General features: G+C 39.9%; 27 protein-coding genes. 7 read left to right on the forward strand and 20 right to left on the reverse strand.

Going from position 1 to position 22232, the window contains the following annotated elements:
• The first annotated feature begins 253 nt into the window (after nucleotides 1–253).
• Nucleotides 254–448, forward strand: coding sequence for a DUF2283 domain-containing protein (locus HY841_09705; protein ID MBI4931025.1), 195 nt, complete (start codon nucleotides 254–256; stop codon nucleotides 446–448).
• Between the two features lie 292 nt (nucleotides 449–740).
• Here the strand turns inward: HY841_09705 and HY841_09710 are convergent, their stop codons facing one another.
• On the reverse strand, nucleotides 741–1124 hold the full coding sequence (locus tag HY841_09710) for a hypothetical protein (protein ID MBI4931026.1): 384 nt from the start codon (nucleotides 1122–1124) through the stop codon (nucleotides 741–743).
• Between the two features lie 241 nt (nucleotides 1125–1365).
• On the opposite strand from HY841_09710, the gene HY841_09715 reads away from it, so the two are divergent.
• Nucleotides 1366–2847 (forward strand): T9SS type A sorting domain-containing protein, encoded by a 1482-nt coding sequence (locus tag HY841_09715; protein ID MBI4931027.1) that lies wholly within the window; start codon nucleotides 1366–1368, stop codon nucleotides 2845–2847.
• Between the two features lie 238 nt (nucleotides 2848–3085).
• Here the strand turns inward: HY841_09715 and HY841_09720 are convergent, their stop codons facing one another.
• Nucleotides 3086–3952, reverse strand: a complete 867-nt coding sequence (locus tag HY841_09720) for a DUF1571 domain-containing protein (GenBank protein MBI4931028.1) — start codon at nucleotides 3950–3952, stop codon at nucleotides 3086–3088.
• Between the two features lie 62 nt (nucleotides 3953–4014).
• Between HY841_09720 and kdsB the strand changes: the two genes are divergently transcribed.
• Genes kdsB through HY841_09740 form a run of 4 tightly spaced genes read left to right on the forward strand, consistent with a single transcriptional unit; the run spans nucleotide 4015 to nucleotide 7253 of the window.
• Nucleotides 4015–4782 carry a 3-deoxy-manno-octulosonate cytidylyltransferase gene (gene kdsB, locus HY841_09725; protein ID MBI4931029.1) on the forward strand — a complete coding sequence of 256 codons (768 nt, stop codon included), beginning with the start codon at nucleotides 4015–4017 and terminating at the stop codon, nucleotides 4780–4782.
• Nucleotides 4779–5273 carry a hypothetical protein gene (locus HY841_09730; protein MBI4931030.1) on the forward strand — a complete coding sequence of 165 codons (495 nt, stop codon included), beginning with the start codon at nucleotides 4779–4781 and terminating at the stop codon, nucleotides 5271–5273. The genes kdsB and HY841_09730 overlap by 4 nt, the downstream gene beginning before the upstream one ends.
• Before the next feature lie 8 nt (nucleotides 5274–5281).
• Nucleotides 5282–6340 (forward strand): HU-CCDC81 and SPOR domain-containing protein, encoded by a 1059-nt coding sequence (locus HY841_09735; GenBank protein MBI4931031.1) that lies wholly within the window; start codon nucleotides 5282–5284, stop codon nucleotides 6338–6340.
• Nucleotides 6341–6386: 46 nt separating this feature from the next.
• Complete coding sequence (locus HY841_09740; protein MBI4931032.1) at nucleotides 6387–7253, forward strand: hypothetical protein; 867 nt, start codon at nucleotides 6387–6389, stop codon at nucleotides 7251–7253.
• A 41-nt stretch (nucleotides 7254–7294) separates the two neighbouring features.
• Here the strand turns inward: HY841_09740 and HY841_09745 are convergent, their stop codons facing one another.
• Nucleotides 7295–7882 (reverse strand): CopD family protein, encoded by a 588-nt coding sequence (locus HY841_09745; protein ID MBI4931033.1) that lies wholly within the window; start codon nucleotides 7880–7882, stop codon nucleotides 7295–7297.
• Between the two features lie 42 nt (nucleotides 7883–7924).
• Here HY841_09745 and HY841_09750 point away from each other — a divergent pair, with 42 nt between their 5' ends.
• Entirely contained in the window at nucleotides 7925–8440 is a 516-nt protein-coding gene (locus tag HY841_09750) for an acyl-CoA thioesterase (GenBank protein MBI4931034.1), read from the forward strand.
• Nucleotides 8441–8638: 198 nt separating this feature from the next.
• Here the strand turns inward: HY841_09750 and HY841_09755 are convergent, their stop codons facing one another.
• The 17 genes from HY841_09755 to HY841_09835 all read right to left on the reverse strand — a co-directional run bounded on the left by HY841_09755 (nucleotide 8639) and on the right by HY841_09835 (nucleotide 22180).
• On the reverse strand, nucleotides 8639–9646 hold the full coding sequence (locus HY841_09755) for a glycosyltransferase family 9 protein (protein MBI4931035.1): 1008 nt from the start codon (nucleotides 9644–9646) through the stop codon (nucleotides 8639–8641).
• Nucleotides 9647–9715: 69 nt separating this feature from the next.
• Nucleotides 9716–10102 (reverse strand): hypothetical protein, encoded by a 387-nt coding sequence (locus tag HY841_09760; protein MBI4931036.1) that lies wholly within the window; start codon nucleotides 10100–10102, stop codon nucleotides 9716–9718.
• A gap of 21 nt (nucleotides 10103–10123) precedes the next feature.
• On the reverse strand, nucleotides 10124–10747 hold the full coding sequence (locus HY841_09765) for a hypothetical protein (GenBank protein ID MBI4931037.1): 624 nt from the start codon (nucleotides 10745–10747) through the stop codon (nucleotides 10124–10126).
• Between the two features lie 76 nt (nucleotides 10748–10823).
• Nucleotides 10824–12362, reverse strand: coding sequence for a YifB family Mg chelatase-like AAA ATPase (locus HY841_09770; GenBank protein MBI4931038.1), 1539 nt, complete (start codon nucleotides 12360–12362; stop codon nucleotides 10824–10826).
• A 99-nt stretch (nucleotides 12363–12461) separates the two neighbouring features.
• Nucleotides 12462–13034 carry a D-sedoheptulose 7-phosphate isomerase gene (gene lpcA / locus HY841_09775; GenBank protein MBI4931039.1) on the reverse strand — a complete coding sequence of 191 codons (573 nt, stop codon included), beginning with the start codon at nucleotides 13032–13034 and terminating at the stop codon, nucleotides 12462–12464.
• A gap of 94 nt (nucleotides 13035–13128) precedes the next feature.
• Entirely contained in the window at nucleotides 13129–14400 is a 1272-nt protein-coding gene (gene serS / locus HY841_09780) for a serine--tRNA ligase (GenBank protein ID MBI4931040.1), read from the reverse strand.
• Nucleotides 14401–14550: 150 nt separating this feature from the next.
• The gene (rpmA, locus tag HY841_09785) at nucleotides 14551–14814 is read right to left on the reverse strand and encodes a 50S ribosomal protein L27 (protein MBI4931041.1); all 264 of its coding nucleotides are present in this window, start codon (nucleotides 14812–14814) and stop codon (nucleotides 14551–14553) included.
• A 41-nt stretch (nucleotides 14815–14855) separates the two neighbouring features.
• Entirely contained in the window at nucleotides 14856–15167 is a 312-nt protein-coding gene (gene rplU, locus HY841_09790) for a 50S ribosomal protein L21 (protein ID MBI4931042.1), read from the reverse strand.
• Between the two features lie 157 nt (nucleotides 15168–15324).
• Nucleotides 15325–15975, reverse strand: coding sequence for a hypothetical protein (locus HY841_09795; GenBank protein MBI4931043.1), 651 nt, complete (start codon nucleotides 15973–15975; stop codon nucleotides 15325–15327).
• Between the two features lie 3 nt (nucleotides 15976–15978).
• Entirely contained in the window at nucleotides 15979–16641 is a 663-nt protein-coding gene (locus HY841_09800) for an outer membrane beta-barrel protein (protein ID MBI4931044.1), read from the reverse strand.
• A 37-nt stretch (nucleotides 16642–16678) separates the two neighbouring features.
• Nucleotides 16679–17623 carry an NAD(P)-dependent oxidoreductase gene (locus HY841_09805; protein MBI4931045.1) on the reverse strand — a complete coding sequence of 315 codons (945 nt, stop codon included), beginning with the start codon at nucleotides 17621–17623 and terminating at the stop codon, nucleotides 16679–16681.
• Complete coding sequence (locus HY841_09810) at nucleotides 17623–18630, reverse strand: potassium channel protein (protein ID MBI4931046.1); 1008 nt, start codon at nucleotides 18628–18630, stop codon at nucleotides 17623–17625. Before HY841_09810 ends, HY841_09805 begins: the two co-directional genes overlap by 1 nt.
• Nucleotides 18631–18695: 65 nt before the next feature.
• Entirely contained in the window at nucleotides 18696–18926 is a 231-nt protein-coding gene (locus HY841_09815) for a PspC domain-containing protein (protein ID MBI4931047.1), read from the reverse strand.
• A gap of 19 nt (nucleotides 18927–18945) precedes the next feature.
• Nucleotides 18946–20238 (reverse strand): DUF2851 family protein, encoded by a 1293-nt coding sequence (locus HY841_09820; GenBank protein ID MBI4931048.1) that lies wholly within the window; start codon nucleotides 20236–20238, stop codon nucleotides 18946–18948.
• Between the two features lie 36 nt (nucleotides 20239–20274).
• Nucleotides 20275–20937, reverse strand: a complete 663-nt coding sequence (locus HY841_09825; protein ID MBI4931049.1) for a hypothetical protein — start codon at nucleotides 20935–20937, stop codon at nucleotides 20275–20277.
• Nucleotides 20938–20981: 44 nt separating this feature from the next.
• Nucleotides 20982–21776: an orotidine-5'-phosphate decarboxylase gene (pyrF, locus tag HY841_09830; protein MBI4931050.1), complete on the reverse strand. Its 795-nt coding sequence runs from the start codon at nucleotides 21774–21776 to the stop codon at nucleotides 20982–20984.
• A gap of 44 nt (nucleotides 21777–21820) precedes the next feature.
• Nucleotides 21821–22180: a four helix bundle protein gene (locus tag HY841_09835; protein ID MBI4931051.1), complete on the reverse strand. Its 360-nt coding sequence runs from the start codon at nucleotides 22178–22180 to the stop codon at nucleotides 21821–21823.
• Nucleotides 22181–22232 lie beyond the last annotated feature (52 nt).

The raw sequence follows: 22232 nt of genomic DNA on the forward strand, positions 1-22232 counted from the left end.
ACCTATCTCAATTCCTCTGCGGTTCTCTGCGTAAATCTCCGCGCTCTCTGCGGTTACTGTATTTTTTAACAGCCTTTACCGCAGAGTTCGCAAAGAAACAGCCCGCAGAGAACGCTGAGAAGTGCAAAATGTCGTACACCCCGAAATACAGTAGGAGAAAATGGAAAATAGTTAATTCGTATTTTTGTTAATACGGAAATCAAACCCAACATTATAATTACGGTTTACAGAACTTCTAAAATCAGCAAATACTATGAAGGTTAAATACGATAAAAAGGTAGATGTGCTTTACATTTCTTTCAGCAAGAATAAAATCAAAGAAAGCGATGAAGGCAAGCCAGGAGTTATCATTGATTATGATAAAAACGGCTCCATTGTTGGAATTGAAATCCTTGATGCTTCACACAAAATGCCGAATCCGAGAAAAGTTGAATACGAAGTGGCGTAAATAAAAAATCTTCGGCAGAAACCGGGCGATGTGCAGCCGCCACGGAGTTTTGCCTTTACCCCGTTGGATAAGAATCCAATCCTACGGGGTTTATGCTGAGTGTGAAGATTTAGCAGAAGAAATCCCTTCTGCCGAATGATTCTTCGCAAGGGAACAGCTATTCTTCGCTCTGGAAGAACGGTTCTTCAGAAGGGAATAGTGATTCTTCGAATGGGAAGAACGGTTCTTCGGAAGAGAATAGCCATTCTTCGCTGCGGAAGAATGATTATTCGGAAGGGAAGAGCTTTATTTATTAAGGAGTTTGCGGCTTTTCGGGTCCTCTGCCTGCTTCGAGCGACATGCTATCACGTTTGTTGCGCAGGATTTTAGAAAGTTTATGGTCTTTGCCCAAATGCCCAACCAGAGATTCCACTAACTCGCTTGAAATTTTGTAATAGCCCTCAAGTTTTTCATTGGCTTCCAGCACGGCTTTCTGCTTCAGGGCTTCGAGGTCGGTAATTTTTCCTTCAGCGCCTTCGTAGGTTTTTGCTTTTTCTTCGAGGATTTTAATGTTGCCATCAATGTCGAAGGTTACTCCCGGCTTTGCTTCTTTGATTTGTTTTTGAATCCCGGGGTCTTTCATCTCATCCTTCATCCATTCGGAGAAGGCGAGTTTTTGTGCTTCTGTTAGTGCCATGACTTTTAAGTTTAATTGTTTTTATTTTTTAATTTCCTACAGTATAACTTATATCGTGCCAAACTTTTTTTTCTACAACGATTGGTGGAAAAGAAATATTGTATGGTGATTGGAAAAACATCTGTCTTTTAGACCAGCGAGCAGATTTTATAGATGAATGATGGAATAATTTCGGCAGGGGAATGAAATAAGTAACAACATTGCTCATTATTTTTTAACTTTATGGTATAATTCTTTTCGAATGAAAACAAAATTATTCGTCAACGGAAGAATCCTCGCGCCAGCGGAACTCTCCGCATTCTTGCTTCTTACTTCTTACTTCTTACTTCTCACTTCCCTTCCCGCTCAAACCATTGCAGCGGGAGGAGATCAAGGGTCTCATTCCCTTGCCATTTGCAGCGATAGCACAGTAAGGGCTTGGGGAAACAATTTCTTTGGTGAGCTTGGGAATGGAAACAACACAGCCAGCAATGTTCCCGTTTCCGTAAGTTCTCTCTCAGGCATCACCGCCATTGCAGGAGGATTGTATCATTCCCTTGCCCTGAAAAATGACAGCACGGTTTGGGCTTGGGGATACAATATAGATGGTCAACTCGGAAATGGAACCAATACCGACAGCAATATTCCCGTGCAGGTGAGCGGACTTTCAGGCATCACTGCCATTGCAGCAGGAGGGTATCATTCCTTTGCCCTAAAAAATAATGGAACGGTATGGGCTTGGGGATACAATTTCGATGGTCAACTTGGCAATGGAAACAATACAGCCAGCAATGTTCCTGTTTCCGTAAGTTCTCTCACAGGCATCATTGCTATTGCAGGAGGAACTGGTCATTCCCTTGCGCTGAAAAATGGCGGCACTGTATGGGCTTGGGGAGGCAATGGTGCTGGTCAACTTGGAAATGGAACCAACACCGATAGCAATGTTCCAGTGCAAGTGAGTTCTCTCACAGGCATCACCGCTATTGTGGCTGGTGGGTATCATTCACTTGCCCTGAAAAATGACAGCACTGTATGGGCTTGGGGAGGCAATGTTGCTGGTCAACTTGGAAATGGAAACAACACAGCCAGCAATGTTCCTGTTTCCGTAAGTTCTCTCACAGGCATCACCGCCCTTGCAGGAGGATATTATCATTCCCTTGCCCTGAAAAATGATAGCATGGTTTGGGCTTGGGGAGACAATGGTGCTGGTCAACTTGGGAATGGAAACAACACAGCCAGCAATGTTCCTGTTTCCGTAAGTTCTCTCACAGGCATCACCGCCATTGCAGGAGGAGGGTATCATTCCCTTGCGCTGATGAATGGCGGTACGGTTTGGGCTTGGGGATACAATATAGATGGTCAACTCGGAAATGGAAACAACACCGATAGTAATGTTCCCGTGCAGGTAACAGGGCTGTGCCCGGTGCTAAATGCAATCAATGAAATTACAGAACAACTATTTGTTACAGTTTCTCCCAACCCCACCAGCGGGCTGTTTAATGTGCAGACCCGCCTGCCGGACGGGCAGGTGAGCGGATTAGCAAACCCGCCTGCGGCATGGGCAGGTATGCAGATGAACAGCATAGAAGTTTATAATGTGTTTGGAGAAATGGTTTTGGATTTACCAATTAACCAATTAACCAATCAACTAATTAACCTTTCCTTTCAACCCGAAGGAATATATTTTGTAAAGATTGAAACAGCGCAAGGCATGGTGAGCAGAAAAGTTGTGCTGATGAAGTGAGGATGTTTCTATACATAAAACGGGATAAATTAGTACATTCTACAAGTGGTACAGATAACAAAACCATACAGATTTACGGAAATACAAATTGATACAAATCTGTATGGATTTGTATTTCTGTACATCTGTAACAATCTGTTATCTGTACCATATATGAAAATGTCACAATTTATCCCGCGCATAGTATAAACTTCAACATTCGACATTCGTTGTTCAATATTCATTATTCAGTTTTCATTCAAAATCCATATCCTTTATAGTCCTTTGTAAATTCTTCGTCAGGAATTTTTATGTTCACCTGCAAATCGTGGTATTCGTACGATTCAAATAAACCTTTTTCGTCATACACTTTTATCACGCGCGGTATGAGCAGTTCTTTGTCAATGTAGAGTATCATTTTGCTGCCGTACACATTGGGCACTTTTATTTTCTGTCCGGCTTTCACATCGTGGTAATTGCTCACCTTGCCTGAATTTATTTCGAGGAGCATGTAATCGCTCACTTTTAATTTGCGCCCTATCGTTACCAGTGTTTCGCCTTTCAGCACGGTGTAATCCACATAGTTAAAAAAGGGATATTCCGCAGTGATAAGGTAACACTCATTAGAATTCCAGGTAAGTGTTCCTCCGTATTTGAAATAATCGTCAAACTTTTCTCCCACTATGCCGATGGAATTTTTAATAATGCCGGCAAAATAATCAAAGCCGACTTCATAGATGGTGTGATGCTGGTTCTCGCGCATGATGGAACCCATGGGGTCAAGGTTCAGATTCATGTACGGAAAGCCATCGGGGTTCACGAGGGCATTATCGTTGTTCTTTCCTTTTATCCATAAAAGTTCAGGTCCTTTCAGGTAGATATATGCTTTTTTGGGAGAGGCGTTCATTTTAATTTCCGATTCAATAGAAATAAGTTTTCCGTTAAAGCGTTCGTTGCACTTCAGATGAAACTTCAGCGTTTGTATTTTATCTACCGAAGCAATTGTGTTTTGAAGAATTTCTTTGCAGGAAGGAGAAGAAGGAGAGTAGGCAGTAGGCAGCAGGCAGTAGGCAATCAACAACAAAATACTTGATACGTTATACTTAATACCGGATTTAAAAATCATCTCACGAAACTACGAAAAAACAATCTTAACCTTATTTCCCTATTTCCCTATACCTTTGCCCCATGAGAATTTTAGGAATCATCCCCGCCCGCTACGCCTCCACGCGTTTCCCCGGCAAACCGCTTGCTGATGTAAACGGCAAACCGATGATTCAGCGCGTGTATGAGCAGGCGAAGAAATGCAAATCGCTTGCTGAAGTGGTGGTGGCTACCGATGACAAACGCATAGAATCCGCTGTAAAAAAGTTTAAAGGAAAAGTGGTGATGACTTCTGACAAACACGAAAGCGGAACAGACCGGTGTTATGAAGTGCTTCAGAAATTTTTCCCCCTTAAAAAGGGGGGCAGGGGGGATTCTTTTGACGCTGTCATCAACATTCAGGGCGATGAACCCTTCATTCATCCCGAACAGATTTCAAAAGTAGCGAATTGTTTTAAGGATAAAAATGTCCAGATTGCAACACTCGCTATGAAGTTAACAAGCATTCACGAACTCACCAATCACAACACCATAAAACTTATTGTCAGTAAAAAGAAGGAAGCGATTTATTTCAGCCGGACTGCCATTCCTTATTACAGAGGAGAAGATTTTACCGAATGGCTGAAGATGCACACCTATTACAAACACATAGGTATTTACGGCTACCGCGCGGATGTGTTGGCGGAAGTCACCAAACTGGAACGCTCCTCTCTTGAAATTGCCGAGTCGCTGGAGCAATTGCGCTGGCTGGAAAATGGTTATCGTATTGCAGTTGAGTTTACCGAACACGAATCACATTCCATTGACACGCCAGAGGATTTGAAGAACGCTTTAAAGAAATTCTCAAAATGAAACGGCTGTTTCTTTCTGCTTTTTATTCTTTACTTATTATTTGCTTTTTTTCTTTGCAAGGTTGTTCCTGGGTTTGCAGGTTTTACATTGCAAACACCACTAACGAAACTATTACAGTTGAAATGAAACTAATGGATTCACCTGCAAGTTTTCCAATTTTTCATTACCCGAAATATTATTACGGGAAACTGGAGAAGTATGATTTAAAGAAAAGCGGCAAGGTGAATCTTGAAAAAGCCCCTATAGAAGTGAAGGCAGACACGCTTGAAAAGTTTTCTCATTTCCGGTTTGAAATTCCGCCACACAGCGCCATTGAAATAGGACAATTACAAAACGATCATTACGAAAAGCACGACCAGTATTTTATCAACGGAAGAACATTCAACCTTGAACGACTTTTGATTTCTGAAAAGAAGATTGATATTGTGCCTGCCACGTTTGACAACTACTTTCACAAGGGGAAATTCGGTGAAATTTATTTTGTACTTTAGCTATTGCCATGCCGATTGAAAAATACATCAGTGAACTTCTCTTCGAGCACGATTGCGTAATCATTCCTGATTTCGGAGGATTTGTGTGCAATTATTCTTCTGCGAACATTCATTCCTCCAAGCACCGGTTTTCTCCTCCTTTCAAAAAGATTTCCTTCAACCGAAACCTGAAAAACAACGATGGCTTGCTTGCCAATCAGGCTGCACAGGCGGAAAATATTTCTTATTCGGATTCAAACCGCGCCATTTCAGAATATGTTGAGAAGATGAATAATGAATTAAGCGTGAATAAACGTTTTGATTTGCAACGCATCGGCACATTTTATCTTAGAGAAGAAAACACCTTGCTTTTTGAACAGGATGAAACCACAAATTATCTTTCTGACTCTTTCGGGCTAGGCACGTTCTATTCTCCCGCCATCAAGCGCGAATCAATTGAGCGGAAGATTGAAAGAAAGCTAAAAGACAAAATAGTTGTTCCATCAAAAGAACAGAAAGAAACGGTTATCAGAAAAAGAAGTCCTGTGGCGCGCTACATGGCTGTTGCTGCCTCGCTGCTGATTGCTGTTTCATTACTTTTTGTTTTTCTGAAAACAGATTTGCTGAAGAATGCCAGCTTCGCCAACCTGAATCCTTTTGCTGAAAAATCTGTTGCTCTTTATCAACCTGCTGCTGGCGAATTGCCTGATAGGGATGATTCAAAGGATAATGTGAGCAATCTGCTTGCTTCGGGCAGAAATGATACAACGCGTTATCTGAACGTCATGATTGGCGGAAACATTCCGATTGTGGTGAGTTTGCAGGATGATAAAACGGCTGTTGTTAAAACAAAATCAATCAAGCATTTTTCCCGCGGATATTTTCACATCATTGGCGGAGCTTTTGCCGTTCCTGAAAATGCCGAGAAATTTTACAATAAACTTTTGAAACAAGGATATGACGCAACCATTATTGATAAGAAACTTCGTTTTGTTTCTTATGGCGGATTCTCTACACGTAAAGAAGCCCTTCAGGCACTTGAGAAGATCCGTGCAGTTCAGAGTGATGCCTGGTTGATGAGAAATTAAAAGCCCATCCCTATCCCTTCCCCAAGGGAAGGGGAAAAACCAATAAATGAGAAATGCAAAAAATATTTTTTCTTCTCTCTCCCTTTGGGGGAGAGTTGGAGTGGGGCTTCTTTTTTTGTTTGCTTCCTGCAAACCACCGCTTCCGGTTTATTTTGATAAACCCATCGGCATTCAGGTGCAGGGATTTGACACTGTTATTGCCGGAAATTATCTTCCGCTGGATGATGTGATCGACAAAGGGAAAAAAGAGTTTTCGGATAAATACGAGGTGCGATACGATAAAATAATTCCGAAGGATACCGGATTTTCTGTGGAAGTGAACGGCAAGGATATGAATTACGATGAGGTGAAAGATATTCTTGGCGTTAAAAAAGATTCAGGAACCATAGAGCTGAACCCAAAGGACTGCGACAGTATTTTTCATTCCGTCTGCGCCTTCAACGAATTGATTTCCTCAAAACTGGGTTCCGGCATTGATAAGATGGGACCTGTCAAACCTGTTTCGGGAATTGTAAAGATTACTTACGACAGAATATTTTTTATTGGCATTGATTCCACCGGAAAAAATATGCGCGATACGCTTTTGCATCTGAGCGCCAGGGTTCTTCTCACTAAGTATGCCGGAAAGTATTTTATCAATTTTAAAACTCCTTTTGGCTGGGAAATCATGCAGATGGATATCTGGGAAGATAAATTCCTGAGCGCCCGCCCTTTTTATTTTACCGATTACAATAATTGCCCTAAGTCGGTGGCAGAACTTACTGCATCCACAAAAAATATCTATCCAAACTTAAAACCAGTTTTCAATTCAGAAAAAAAGGTGATTGGCTTTACAGCTATTCTTAATTCGAAATTGTTTGTGGAGAAACTCAAAAAATCTGAAGAAGTGGTGCTGCTGTTGAAAGTAAAATAAAAACCCCACTCTTATTTCCCAAAAAGGGAAAAGAAAAAACGTTATATATTTTTTTCCTTCCTTTCAGAAAGGCCGGAATGGACTTTTTCTTCCCTGCTTTTCTTATACATCCTGATAGCAAGGAATATGGTTCCGCTGAAAAGCAGCAAACCTATTATTCCCCACACATAACTCAATGTATCTTTCATCACCACTATAAATGCAATGGCAACCAGAAATAAGGTGGCGACTTCATTCCACAACCTTAGTTTGAAAGAAGAATACTTTATTTTGTCTTTTTGAAATTGCAGGAACATGATATGACATTGTATGTGATAAAGTACAAGTCCCAGAATAAAAGCAAGTTTCAGAATAAACCATGGGGAAGCCATGTAGAAAGCAAAATTCACTACCACCATCCATGTTCCGAAAATATAAGCGCCAATCAGGCCGGGCCAGGCGATTGCATACCACAATCTTTTTTCCATCAGTTTATATTGCCGCTGAAGAATATCTTTTTCAGACAATGTTTTTTTCTCTGCTTCGGCATGATAAATAAAAAGGCGCACGATGTAAAACAATCCTGCAAACCAAATGACGATAAAAATAATGTGAAGCGCTAACAGGTAGGGATTGGCATAGGCAATCATGTGCCAAAGATAAGTATTTCTATCTTTGGAAAAAGTAATACTATGGTTAAAGCAAAAACTCCCCGTGAAAGTATCTGCCTCACAACCGAACAGGTATTGCCCAACGATACCAATCCGCTCAATACATTATTCGGTGGGCGATTGATGCAGTGGATGGATATTACTGCAGGCATTGCGGCACACCGCCACTGCGGAAAAGTCTGTGTAACGGCTTCTGTAAATCATGTTTCATTTGATAAACCTGTGAAACTTGGAGATGTGGTTACGCTGGAAGGAAAAGTGTCTCGCACGTTTAACACCTCTATTGAAGTTTTTGTAGATGTATGGGTGGAAAATCCAACTGGCGGTGGAAAGAAAAAATGCAACGAGGCGATTCTGACTTTTGTAGCGGTTGATCTGGCAGGGAAGCCCGTTCCTGTACTTCCTGTTGTTCCTGAAACCGAAGAAGAAAAAACCAGATTCGATGGCGCTTTGCGCAGAAGGCAACTGGCTTTGATACTTGCCGGAAGAATGAAAGCCGATGATGCTACAGAACTAAAAGCATTGTTTGGGAAATAAGGTTAAGGGCATCTCGAATAACGAACATTTGAACATTTGAATAACGAATGAAGAAGTAAGGAAACATCGGATTTGTTCTGTATTGTGCATTTTACTTCGCTATTCGTTGTTCTATTGTTCAATTATTCTATTGTTCATGAGTTTTTAGAGGTTCCCTTAAGGGAAAAGGTTGAGGTTGAGGGCGGATCCTCCTTAACCTCAACCTTCATCCTTACCCTTTTCCTTTAGGGCATGAATAATCTCTTCTTCATCTATTTCATTCATGCACCTGAAATGCTTTTTCGGGCATTTTGAAAACCCAAGTTTAGAGCAAGGTCTGCAGTTCAAATTTGTAATTTGTAATTTGTAATTTGTAATTTGCGTTTCGCCATAATAAGGATACATTCCAAATTCAGGAATAGTATTTCCCCAAATAGAAACAATTTCTTTTTTGAAAGCAGCAGCAATGTGCATGAGCCCGGTGTCGTGTGTGATTATTTTTCTTGCCTGTTTTACGAGTGATGCGGATTGATTGAGAGTATATTTTCCACACGCATTGAAGACCAGATGTGAGTATTGAGTATTGAGTATTGAGACAATCCAATTTGCTTTCTCAGCATCTTCTTTTCCTCCAAGTAAAATAACCGGCTGATTAATCTTTTGAATTATGGAAACAATTTTTTCTATCGGCAACTGTTTGGTAAAAAATTTTGCACCGATGACAAATCCGATATATCCGTTCTGAAATTCTGCCGGAAGAGTTTTAATTTCCACTTCATCTTTTTTGGGAATGAAATAATCCAGCCCTTTGCCGTCATTCTCAACTCCTAACGGTTTTACAGTTTCAAAATACCTGTCAACAATGTGTATATTCGGAAGTTTATTGATGCGAAGATTCACCATCAGCCATTTTTCAATGTTTAATTTTGAAAATGATTTTGATTGTTTTCCGAGCATGGATTTAATCTGTGCTGAACGAAGATTGTGATGCAGGTCAACTACAAAATCATAATTCTCTTTTTTAAGTTCCTTTGAAACCTCTGCAACATTTTTATCAATCGAATAAATTTTATCTACATAAGGATTGTCCTCCAGAATTGAAGTGAATTGCCTTTTGGTGATGTAATGCACCTCTGCCTCTTTCACCTGCTGTTTTACACATCGGATTATTGGAGAGGTGAGAACAATATCGCCAATGGAAGAAAAACGTATGATTAGAATCTTCATAAACAAAAGTAAAACAAAAAACCCCGTCCGTTTACCGAACAGGGTTTTCAAATTAAGTATGCCTCTTAACTATTTTGCAGATAATTTATCAATTGTGTTGCTTCCCGTATCCTGCGTCCACAAATCTTTGCTGGTAAGGCGCAAAATTTTGGCAGATGCTGAACCCGAAAAACCTCCTATGGTATAGGTTACTTCTATGCTTTCTTTGTCACCGGAAAACTTCCAAGTATAACCTGAAACAATAGCGCCATTTGAATATACAGTACCATCCTTTTTATATTCAATAGTACCGCAATTAGTGCTGCAACTGGGATCCATCCATTCTCTGCAAATTCTTGCAGTTTTTGATTTTAAACTAATTTTTGGACCGTCATCATACTTGCCACATGAAGAGAAAGAAAGCACCGCAGTAATCGCAATTACTGTCGCCAAACTAAGTTTTAAAAGTGTTTTCATTGTTGTGTTTTTATGAAAAAATTATTTTCCACTAATCCAAGTATATTCTCCTTTATTAGAAGATGATGTAGAAGTGCCACCTGATGTTGTAAGTTTTGTACCTTCCCATATAACAATCAATTCTTTACTCTTCAGTTCATCAATGTTCCAAATCGCTGTAGGTCCACTATCTCCAGTATAAGAATAAGTATCAGTTGAAGAACCAAATAAATCTGTTTCTGTAAGAGTTTTAAAAACAACCTGAGATTTATTTTTTAACTCACCCACTTTTCCTGTCCAGTTCCATGTTCCTGTTGAAGTAATTTTAGAAATAAAAGTAGGTGTACCTGTCCATGTTATGGATTGATCCGATTTCCATGTTCCGTCCTTTAGTATACTCATAGTATAGCTTCCTGTACCAATACTTGTTGAAGAGGTACCTCCAGAAGTATAAGTTTCTGTTACAGACGTACCGGACCAAGTGATCAAGTCAGTTGTTGTGCCAGAAATATTAGTTTCTGTGCCAGCTGAAAGGGTCCAGTCGTTTACTAATCTTCCTTTACGTGAGTGCAGAGAAATCGTGGGGTCATTTGCTCCTTTTTTACATCCGTAAAATCCAGTACCCGTAAGAATAAGGGCAGATAAAATTAAAATTGTCTTTTTCATGTTGAGATTTTTTAGTTATGTTTTTTAAAAGTTTGGCAAAGATATAAATATTTTGGTAATAGCAATTGCAAATATTTTATCCTCCCCATCCATCCCTGTCGAGGGAACGGTATTGTATTGCTTCTGCAAGATGCTGGTTTTGAATAGTTTCAGAGGAATCTAAATCTGCAATAGTTCTTGCTACTTTCAGGATTCTGTCATAAGCTCGTGCAGATAAACCCAATTTTTCCATGGCGTTCTTAAGAAGTGTTTGCCCTGCTTCATCTATTTTGCAGATAGAACGCAGAACATTTGCGCTCATCTGCGCGTTGCAATAAGTACCGGAGTTATTCTCAAAGCGTTTGGATTGAATTTTTCTTGCACTAATCACACGCTCGCGGATTTTTTCACTCGGCTCTGCTTTTCTTTCGCTGGAAAGTTCGCTGAAAGCAACGGGAGTAACTTCAATGTGAATATCAATCCTGTCGAGAAGTGGTCCCGAAATTTTGTTGAGATATTTCTGTACGATGCCCGGAGCGCACACACATTCTTTTTCCGGATGATTGTAATAGCCGCATGGACAAGGATTCATTGCTGAAACCAGCATGAAACTGGCAGGATATTCCACAGAAAATTTAGCACGGGAAATTGTTACTGTTCTGTCTTCCAGCGGCTGGCGCATTACTTCTAAAACATTTCTTGAAAATTCAGGAAGCTCATCCAGAAATAAAACTCCGTGATGTGCCAGAGAAATTTCTCCCGGCTGGGGAAAACTTCCTCCGCCAACCAAAGCGACATCAGAAATTGTGTGATGCGGAGAACGGAAAGGGCGAGATGTAACCAGCGATGCGCCCTTTGTCATTTTTCCTGCCACGGAGTGAATCTTAGTTGTCTCTAATGCTTCTTCGATGGTGAGGGGAGGAAGAATGGTCGGCAATCTTTTTGCAATCATTGTTTTCCCGGCACCGGGAGGACCAATCATGATTACATTATGTCCGCCTGCTGCTGCAATTTCCAAAGCGCGCTTGATGTTTTCCTGCCCTTTTACATCGACAAAATCCAAATCAGACATTCCAAGACGGGAATAAAATTCTTCGGCAATATTTATTTTCGTTTGCTCAAGAGTTTTTTCTCCGTTGAAAAAATCAATTACATCTTTAATGTTTTCTACTCCATACACTTCTAAATCTCCTACGGCAGCGGCTTCCTTCGCGTTTTGTTTGGGAAGAATAATTCCCTTGAATCCTTTTTCTTTTGCTTCGATGGCAATCGGCAGAACACCTTTTATCGGACGGACTTCTCCATCAAGAGATAATTCCCCCATGATGATATAATCCGCTAATTGTTCACTTTTGATTTTATCATCAGCGGCAAGAATTCCGATGGCAGTTGTCAAATCATAAGCAGACCCTTCTTTTTTAATATCGGCAGGAGCCATGTTGATGGTAACGCCTTTGCCTGGAATTTTGTGCCCGATATTTTTCAAAGCGGCACCGATTCGGTGCTGACTTTCTTTCACCGCGTTGTCGGGCAGACCAACCATGAAGAAAAATACTCCTCCTGAAATATTTGTTTCGATAGTGACAAGCGTAGCTTTTATCCCGTGAACGGCACAACCAAAAGTTTTGACGAGCATTTTATTTTTGATTTGTCATTTCGAGCTGAGCGAGAAATCTCATCATGTGAAGCAGAAAGTTATCAGGGGATTCCTCCCATGTGTTCGGAATGACAGTTATTAAATATTTTCTTCAACAAAATGAATTAAAGAATGAATCACCTTGATATGAATTTCCTGAGCACGGTCTGCATATTTTGAATACGGAGCGCGGATTTCAATATCGCAAAGCGAAGCCATTTTACCACCATCTTTTCCTGTGAGTCCGATGACTTTCATTCCTTTTTTCTTGGCGGAAGCAATTGCGTTGAGAACATTTTTAGAATTTCCGCTGGTGCTGATGGCAAGAAGAACATCACCTCTGTTGCCGACTGCTTCAATGAATTTCGAAAAAACAAAATCATATCCGTAATCATTTGCCACACAGGAAATATGAGAAGGGTCAGAAATCGAAATTGCAGGAAGCGCTTTTCTGTTCTCGCGGAATCTGCCTGAAAGTTCTTCTGCAAAATGCATAGCGTCACACATAGATCCTCCATTTCCGCAAGAAATAACTTTGTTTCCTTTTATGAAAGAGTCAACAAAAAGCTTTCCGGTTTTTTCAATCGCGGAGAAATTTTTAGGATTGGAAACAAACTTTGCGAGAATGTCGGTGGCTTCTGCAAAATTCTGGTGGATGATGTTTTGTTTCACTTTATTACTGTTGTTTGACTCCGAAGGAGTCGAATATTAATAGTACGCAAATTTTCTATTCACATACTACCCCTTCGGGGTCGAACGTCTTTTATCACGCAATTATTTCAAATCCTGTATACGGCACAAGTGCTTTCGGAATTTTTATTCCTTTATCAGTTTGGTTATTTTCTAAAAGTGTTGCAACAATTCTCGGCAAAGCTAGTGCGCTTCCGTTCAATGTATGTGCGAGCTGAGGCTTTCCGTTTCCTTCTCTGAAACGAATCTTAGAGCGATTGCTCTGAAAACTTTCAAAGTTTGAAACCGAACTTACTTCCAGCCATTTTTGCTGAGCAGCAGAATAAGTTTCAAAATCATAAGTAAGAGCTGAAGCAAAACTCATATCCCCTCCGCAAAGTTTCAAAATTCTATAGGGAAGTTCCAATTGTTTCAGAATTCCTGCGACATAGTTTCTCATTTCTTCCAGTGTATCGTATGATTTATCGGGATGAGCAATCTGAACTATTTCCACTTTATCAAACTGGTGCAAACGATTTAATCCACGCACATCTTTTCCGTAAGAGCCCGCCTCTCTGCGAAAGCACGGAGTGTATCCGCAATTTTTTATTGGCAGATCTTCAATTTTCTGAATCGTGTCGCGGTAAATATTCGTGATGGGAACTTCAGCAGTCGGAATTAAATACAAATTATCAATCGTAACATGATACATCTGTCCTTCTTTGTCTGGAATCTGCCCTGTTCCGAAACCGCTGGCTTCATTCACCATTATGGGCGGTTCAATTTCCAGATAGCCTGCACTGGTTGCCTTATCGAGAAAGAAATTAATCAGTGCTCGCTGAAGTTTCGCGCCTTTGCCTTTATATACAGGAAAGCCCGCACCTGTAAGTTTCACGCCTAACTCAAAATCAATCAAGTCATATTGCTGTGCAAGTTCCCAGTGAGGTTTTGCGTTCGCAGGAAGTTTCGGAATTTCTCCTTCTGAAAAAACATTCTCATTATCGGCTGGAGTTTTTCCCTTGGGAACTTTTGCGCTGGGAACATTTGGAAGCAGAACTAGAACTTTATTCAATTCTTCTTCAGTAGAAGTTAATGTTGTTTCAAATTTTTTGATTTTTTCTTTTTCTTCTGCGTAAACACGTCTCAAATTGTCGGCTTCCTCTTGCAATCCATTCCTAAAAAAAGTTCCGATTCGTCTTGAATTTTCATTTGCTTCAGCATTTCTGGAATCTATTTCTGTCTGAAGAAATCTTCTTTCACTATCAAGTGAAAGAATTTTCTCAACGTGTTCTCTCGCGTCAAAATTCTTGACAGCCAAACGAGTGATGACATCGTCTTTATTTTCGCGTATGTAATTTAACTGAAGCATAAGTGGTGCAAATGTAAATTCTTTAGGTATATCCTGACGGAAATCCCTCGGATTTCATCAGGATGCTGACCTGAACTTTGTTCAGCGTCAGCATAAATAAAAAATCTCCTGACTAATTAAAGACAGGAGATTAAGTAATTTTTTCAGACCTTATTTTGCCGGAGCCGGTTCAACCGATACAAATGAGCGGTCGTTTGCTTTGCGCTTAAAACGCACAATTCCATCCGCAGTAGCGAACAGCGTGTGGTCTTTTCCGATGCCTACATTTAAACCCGGATGATGTTGTGTTCCGCGCTGACGCAGAATAATGTTTCCTGATTTGGCAAACTGTCCGCCAAAAAGTTTAATGCCGAGGCGCTTACTGTGCGACTCGCGGTTATTCTTTGTTTTACCTTCACCTGCTTTATGTGCCATGACAAATAAGTTTTAAAGTTAAAAGTTATAAAGTCAAAAGTTTAGGATTTGATATCCTGAATTTCAATTTTAGTTAAGTACTGACGGTGCCCGTTCATCTTCGCGTAGCCCTTGCGTCTTTTCTTTTTGAAGACAAGAACTTTATCAGCTTTAAGATGTTCAACAATCTTTGCACTGATAGAAGCGCCTTTCACGTTAGGCATTCCCACATCCACTTTTCCTTCATTATCTACAAGGAGAACTTTGTCAAAATTGACTGAATCGCCTTCGTTTCCTTCGAGGCGGTGAACGAAGATCTGTTGGTTCTTCTGAACCTTGAATTGCTGACCAGCAATATCTACTATAGCGTACATTTTCTTATTGTTTTAAAAGGGAGGCGAAGATAATAATATTTCTTAAACTGATTACGCTGATTTCAAGGAGAAGATTACTCCGATTTTAGGTTAGAATGGAAGCATGGAATATTGGAACGATGCGTCAAATACAACATTCCATTCTTCCAATCTTCCATCATTCCTTTTTCTTTATCAGGTTAAGATTAAAGCCCAAGCCGAAGGAGAATTTGAGTTCGTTCAGGGAAAGCGGAGCAGGAGGTAAAGCTATTGGAAATGCAGAGTCATCTGCAATATTTTTTCCGGTGACATATCTTACTTCTCCGAATAGATGAAACCATTTTTGAAAAAAGAAATTAAAGCCGATAGCAGATGAAAATAAAGGATTTGCAGTTGCGCGTCCATTAATCTCTATTTCACCTGGACACGGTGTTGTGAAACATTCAATAACTCCTGAGTAGGATTTCCTTTTTGAAATAGCAATGCCCGGTTCAATAGCAATGTATGGGTCAAAATGATTTTTTGTTTTAAAGTGATAAGAAGCGCCAGAAAAAATTGAATGATTGAATTCAAAGGGAGCAAAATCATTTCCGTCTTTTGCCTGAAGAAAATAATAACTGTCTCCCCGCAGAGAAACATTATCCGCAACATAATACTCCAATCCACCATGAAGCGAAATCGTTGAAGCATTCTCTTTCAATAAAATTCCTGGAGAAATTGTTCCTTGTGCGCGAAATAATCCTTTTCGGATGTATTGTGTTTTTTCATCCTGAGAAAATGATATTTTGAATGTGCTCAGAACAATAAGGAGAAAAAATATTTTTTTCATTTTCTATTTAGATTTTTTGTTCCACAGATCCGCTATATAAACATTCAGGCTGAGATTGATGAGAAGATGTCCTTCCAGCCCTAAGTCTTCTTTCGTAATTAGAATGTCTTTTTTACCTGTGATTTCGTTATCGAAAACATGCGTATTAATATCCTGACCTAAATGAAGCATGTATTGTGCTGTTAGTGATACATCAAAATTATCTGCAAGATGATAATGCATACCTAATCCGCTTTGAACGGCAGAGCTGAATCTTTTTTGCGGAACATTATATGCAGAATAAATTCCTCCGTTCTTTTTTACATCTGTCCAGTCAAAACAATGTCCTGCTAAAATATAAGGAGTGAGTTTGCCTTTTTTGATTTGATTGTTGAAAGGATAATAAAGCACCGACCAGCCGATATGGTAATCGGTTCTCTTTGCAAGTCCGCCAATATCGGTGGTGATGTAATCAGCAAACCAATCTGTATTCAAACGGCTTCCAAGTTTGATGCGGAATTGCCCGCCAACGCCCATTCCGTTTGCATTGTCATCGTTGAAGGTGCTGAAAGTGCTGCGCATTCCGAACTGGAGTTTTCCTGATTCTTTTGAAAGATCTGAGACTTTCTGAGCATATGAGAAGAAGGAAGCAAGGATGAATGTGCTGAGAGAAATAATTGTTTTCATGGGGGTGATTTTATTTCTAAACGAGCATAGGAATTGTTTATTGCTTTAGTTGTTTATCTACAATTTTTAAGCCATCAAGGAACGAACGAGGAGTATATCCCAATATTTTTTTTGCTTTATCAATTACAAATCCGGTATGTGATGGGCGTTTTGCCGGCTGGTTAAGTTGTTCGGATGTGACAGAATTCATATAGGATTTATCCAGTTTCCAGAAATCTGCAATTATGTTGGCTAGTTCAAGAATGTTGTAAGTTTTTTCTCCCGATACGTGAAAGATTCCTTCGGCTTTTTTCATCGCAGCCATTATGCATGCCTGAGCCAAATCTTCCGAAAGTGTTGGAGCACGGAACTGGTCATTGATGACATTTATTTTTTTCTTCTGTTCCAGATTATTTTTCACCCACAAAACCAAATTACTTCTTGTGTTTCCGTCCACAACGCCATACACAATAATAGTTCTGAGAATCGCCCATTTTAATTTACTTGCCGTGACAATTTTTTCTCCTTCCAGTTTTGAGAGTGCATAATAATGAAGCGGATTTGGTTTGTCGTTCTCATCGTATGCGCTTCCTTTCATGCCGTCAAAAATAAAATCGGTGGAGATGTGGATTAAATGAGTTCCAAGTTTTTCAAGCACTTCAACTATATATTTCATCGCGGTCACATTTGCCAGCCAGCATTCTTCGCGCTTGGTTTCGCAGGCGTCAACATTGGTCATCGCTGCGGTGTTGATGGTTACATCGGGCTTGTGTTTCGAAAAAATATTTTCTACTTCTGATTTATTTGTGATGTCCAGTGATTCATAAGCATAGCCGTCTTTCCGGTGGAGGCGATTTTCTCCTTTTCCGCAGGCAATAATCTGAACTTCAGATTTTATTTTTTTTCTGATTTCATCGGGAAGAAGACACAGAGAATCGCCCAGAAGACCATAAATTATTTTCTGACCAAGAAGTCCGTTAGAACCGGTGACAAGAATTTTCATCAGGAAAATATTTCTCTCAGCGTGTTTATTTGTTCGCTGGTGCCAAGCACAAAAAGTTTTGCGTTGGGAATTAGTTTTGTTTCGGGAGATGGGTTGATAACGAATTCGCCCATCGGGGTTTTAAAGCCGATGATGTTGGCTCCGCTTCGGTTGCGTACATCCAGTTCGCTGATGGTTTTATTTTGCAAATCGTCAGGAAGCTTTTCGAACGTAATTTCTTCGAGGTTGATGTCAACGCCAACACCCGTGACGTAATCAATAAATTCCACCACATCGGGTTTCATTACGAGCGAAGCCATGTGCGCGCCACCCACCATATCGGGCATGATGACGTGATCGGCTCCGGCTATTTTTAATTTCTTATCGGAGTTTTCATCTGAAGCGCGGGAAATAATATTCAGTTTCGGATTTAACGTGCGTGCGGAAAGCACGATGAACAAATTATCCGCGTCAACCGGAAGTGTGGTGACCAGCGCGCGCGCGCGTTTTATTCCGGACTGTAAAAGAATTTCATCCTGTGTGGCGTCACCTTTCAAAACAAGATGAGGATATTTTTCGGTCATGGATTGTACAGGTTCCTCTTTCTGTTCAATCACAACGAAACGCTGCCCGTGATTTCTCAGCACACGCGAAGCCTGCTTGCCGTTTCTTCCGTAACCGCAAATGATGATATGATTTTCTAATTCTTCGAGTTGGTTTGTCAAGCGTTTCGTTTTAAAATATTCGCGGAACTCACCATCGGCAATATAACGCGTGATGGAAGTAATCGCGTAGGCAAAAGTACCAAAACTCATGATGATGAGAAATGCGGTGAACAACCTTCCTGCGTCAGAAAGCGGATGTACTTCCCCGAAGCCAACCGTTGCCACCGTGATGATGGTCATGTAAAACGCTTCGATGAAAGAATATTTTTCGATGAGGATGAATCCAAAAATCCCCGTGATAATGATGATGAACAGAATTCCAAGCGGAATATAGAGGCGGGAGAATTGGCGGAAGTGATTCATTTACGAATAACAAATTTGTACGAATATGCGAATGAATGAAAAATATAAATGCGTATACGAAGATTTCATAAATCCCAGACGGAAGGACGCTTATGTTTTTTCGGCTTAAAATAATTTTTGTTTTCAAGGATAAATGCCATAACGAAATAAACAATGATGGGGGAGCCGAACGTAAAAAAGGAAACATAAATAAAATACAAGCGAATGGTGGTAGCTTTAATTCCCATCTTATCTCCGAGCCACGAGCAAACACCAAAGAGGGGAGTTTCAATAAATTTTCGGAAGCCGTTGAGCATAAGACAAAGTTAGGTAAAATTATTTCAGCAGCGTATTTCCAACCGAACATTCCAAACATTTTTTCTTTGAACAGTATTCATTTTTTAGTTGGAGTAATGCCTGAGTTTCGTAAGATGATTTGGCGGAAACTCCGATGAATTTCCATTTTCCGATGATGGAATTATTTTCAGGAGAAAGTTTTTCTAAGAAGGACAAAGCATTGTCGCAGAATTTTTCCTGACCTTTTTCTTTTCCGTAAACAAAAAGAAATGGAACAATTGTGTTGATGATGATTGTATTGATGGAGCCGGAGCCGAGTTTCTTTTTTCTCTTAGTAGAATGTTTATCGAAGCGGTAATGAGTTTGCCAGTATTCACTGGTTTCGGTGTTGAGTAGATTAATAATCTGCTTTACAGTTGCGGCTTCTAAGATTCTTGAAAAGAGGTGTGAGGATTTATAAATCAGATTCGCGAATTGTGAAATACGAATTGTTGGAAAGTTGGGAGGGTGAAGCCGCATAAATTTCCATAGGGATGGCTCAATAGGTTTTAGTTTAAACTTACTCTTGAGAAACTTATATTCTTTTTGCAACTCTAAATAATATTCGTCATGCGCCCTCTCCCCATTGGGGAGAGATGGAGAGGGGTCCAGCATCCCAGATGTTCCAAAAAGCAATGCTTCTATCTGTCCTAAATTATTTTTATGTTTTGCCAGAATAGAAACAGGCAATTGCTTTGCAAGCAATTCAAACGGCTCTGAATTGATTTTCTGTCCGAAATTGCGGGCGAGCATTTGATACAAAATTTCTTCCCAGTTGTTTTTGTTTTGTTTAAGCGAATCGGTGATGGCTTTTGATTTTCTTTCCAACCGTTCGACAAGCAACCGATCAATCCAGTTGTTGAGCGTGAATTTATCTACAGATGAAATCTGTTTCTCGCAGGGAATCCAGTCTTTGCTGGATTTGAATTGCAAATATTTTCCGTAAACATCTTGAGGAATTCTTTTCTTGAGTTCCAGTGTTGGAATTTCTTCTCCGCTTTTTCGGAAAAGTTTTTCATCCGCTTCATGCACCACATGAAGAATGATATTATCGTATGCTTTGTCGGTGGTGTGCTTGTGCTTGTGCCAGTCGGAAGCGCTGGCGTGAATCTCCACATTGCCTGCCCATTCGGTTGCGCCAATTTTAATTCTCGCATTAAAAAAATCAGGGCCCGAATCTGAATTATGTTCTCCGATTTTCAGGATTTTAATTTCTTCTCCCGAAGTGGTTTGCAAATCTTTATTATCAAACAAACGGAACTTCCAGATATGCCAGAGGAATTCTTCTTGCATGGTTCGGATAATCTTTTGCGAGTTGGCGTTCGTTTTTTATTTTAGTCCGGCAGTAAAGCCGTACATATCGATGATTTTTGCTTTCGGATAATTCGTCCTTGTCTTTTGTCCAGTTGTAAAGTCAGTCGTAAATGTGTCTTTGGATAATTTGTCTATTGTCACGCGATTTGCTTCGTAAAATTGTCGAATGAAAGTCAACGATTTTGTATTTACTTTCCTAAAGCCACATTGCCCTTTGGAAATTTGTCTGAAGGTGTCGCAGAAGTAACTGTCGAAAGCTGGAATAAATCCAAATACACCAAGTAATATTTTTGTTATTAATGTCAGGTCTTGGTTGTTGCTTTGAATTAGGTGCCCTTTAATGTCGTTGTATATTTTAATTATTGTCTGAATGTTTTGTTCGCTGTAGTTATTCACATCAATTGACCAAGCGAATTTATCTACCGTTGCGATGTACTCAATTGTTGGTTGAAAATGTCGGACGCTTTTTTGTAAGAGGAAACTTGATCCCCTAAACATTCCCCAACTTGCTAAATAAAAGCCAAGTGTTAGGCAACTTTTTTCAGTGTCTTTTGTTAAACTGTTTGGCGTTGCTGTTCGAAAATAGTTGTAGCAATAGTCAAACGATGTATAACGATCCTCTGGATTTGACTTAGATATAAATTTGTTAACATTTTTATATATGTCTGTCCGTTTCATGGAATGACGACTAACTAGTGGATACGAATTTACGAAAGGAAATCTTATAATAAGGAAGCCATCTCCTTCTGCATCTTCATCGCTTCTTCTCTTGCTTTCACAGCAAAATCTTCTTTATCGCTTGCGTAAATAATATTTCGGGAAGAGTTCACAAGCAACCCGCATTGTTTGTTCATTCCGTATTTGGCAACTTCGCGCAAACTTCCGCCCTGTGCGCCAACGCCCGGCACCAAAAGAAAATGTTCAGGAACAATTTTTCTTACATCAGCAAGCATTTCTGCCCGGGTTGCGCCCACTACATACATCATGTTATCCGCACTTCCCCATTGCTGAGATCTTTTCAGAACGGTTTTATATAATTCATTCTCGGTCTGAAAATCATTTGCTCCTTTATTAGAAGTAAGCGCGAGAAGAATCACCCACTTGCCTTCATACTGCAAAAAAGGAGTAACGGAATCTTCACCCATATATGGAGCAACGGTAATCGAATCAAAATCCATAGAGCCGAAAAATGCCTGAGCGTACATGGAGGAAGTATTTCCAATATCTCCGCGCTTTGCGTCAGCGATGGTGAAAATATCTTTGAACTGTTTTAAATAGTCAGCGGTTTTCTCCAGTGATTCCCATCCTGCACTTCCGATGGATTCATAAAAGGCAATGTTGGGTTTGTATGCCACGCACAAATCATGAGTTGCGTCAATAATTTGTTTGTTGAATTCAAAAATCGGGTCGGAGGATTTATGAAGATGCTTAGGAATTTTTTTCAAATCGGTATCTAATCCAATGCACAGGAATGATTCCTTACTCTGAATATTTTTGTATAATTCTTCTTTTGTCATGCTTCTGGCTTCTGGTGGCTGGCAACTGGCAACAGCGAATATACTTAACGATTGAAACTTTGTAAAAATAGGTTTAATTTTTTTCCAAGAGTTTCTAATCGTGCGTGCAACTTATCATACAATTCTTTATTCTTCAAGGATTCCGTTTCAAATAATGTCTCAAGATGGTCAATGGTTTCGTCATTGGAAGAAATTGCAAAAGTGAGAAATCGGTAATATTCCTGCTGATAAAATTTTCGTCCGTATCCCTCTACAATATTTGAGCGCACTGATTTTGCACTGCGCCTGATTTGACTTCCTTCTTCAAACATTTCAAATTTCGGAAGTTCAGTCAAGGTCATTTTATGAATGTCAATGGAAACTTCCTTGGCTATTTGCCAAACCTCAAGATTTTTATAACTCATGTGTTTTGTTGTTTAGCCAGTTGCAAGAAACCAGTTGCCAGCAGCATTTGCC

It is taken from the genome of Bacteroidota bacterium, assembly GCA_016213405.1.
Taxonomy (GTDB): domain Bacteria; phylum Bacteroidota; class Bacteroidia; order Palsa-948; family Palsa-948; genus Palsa-948.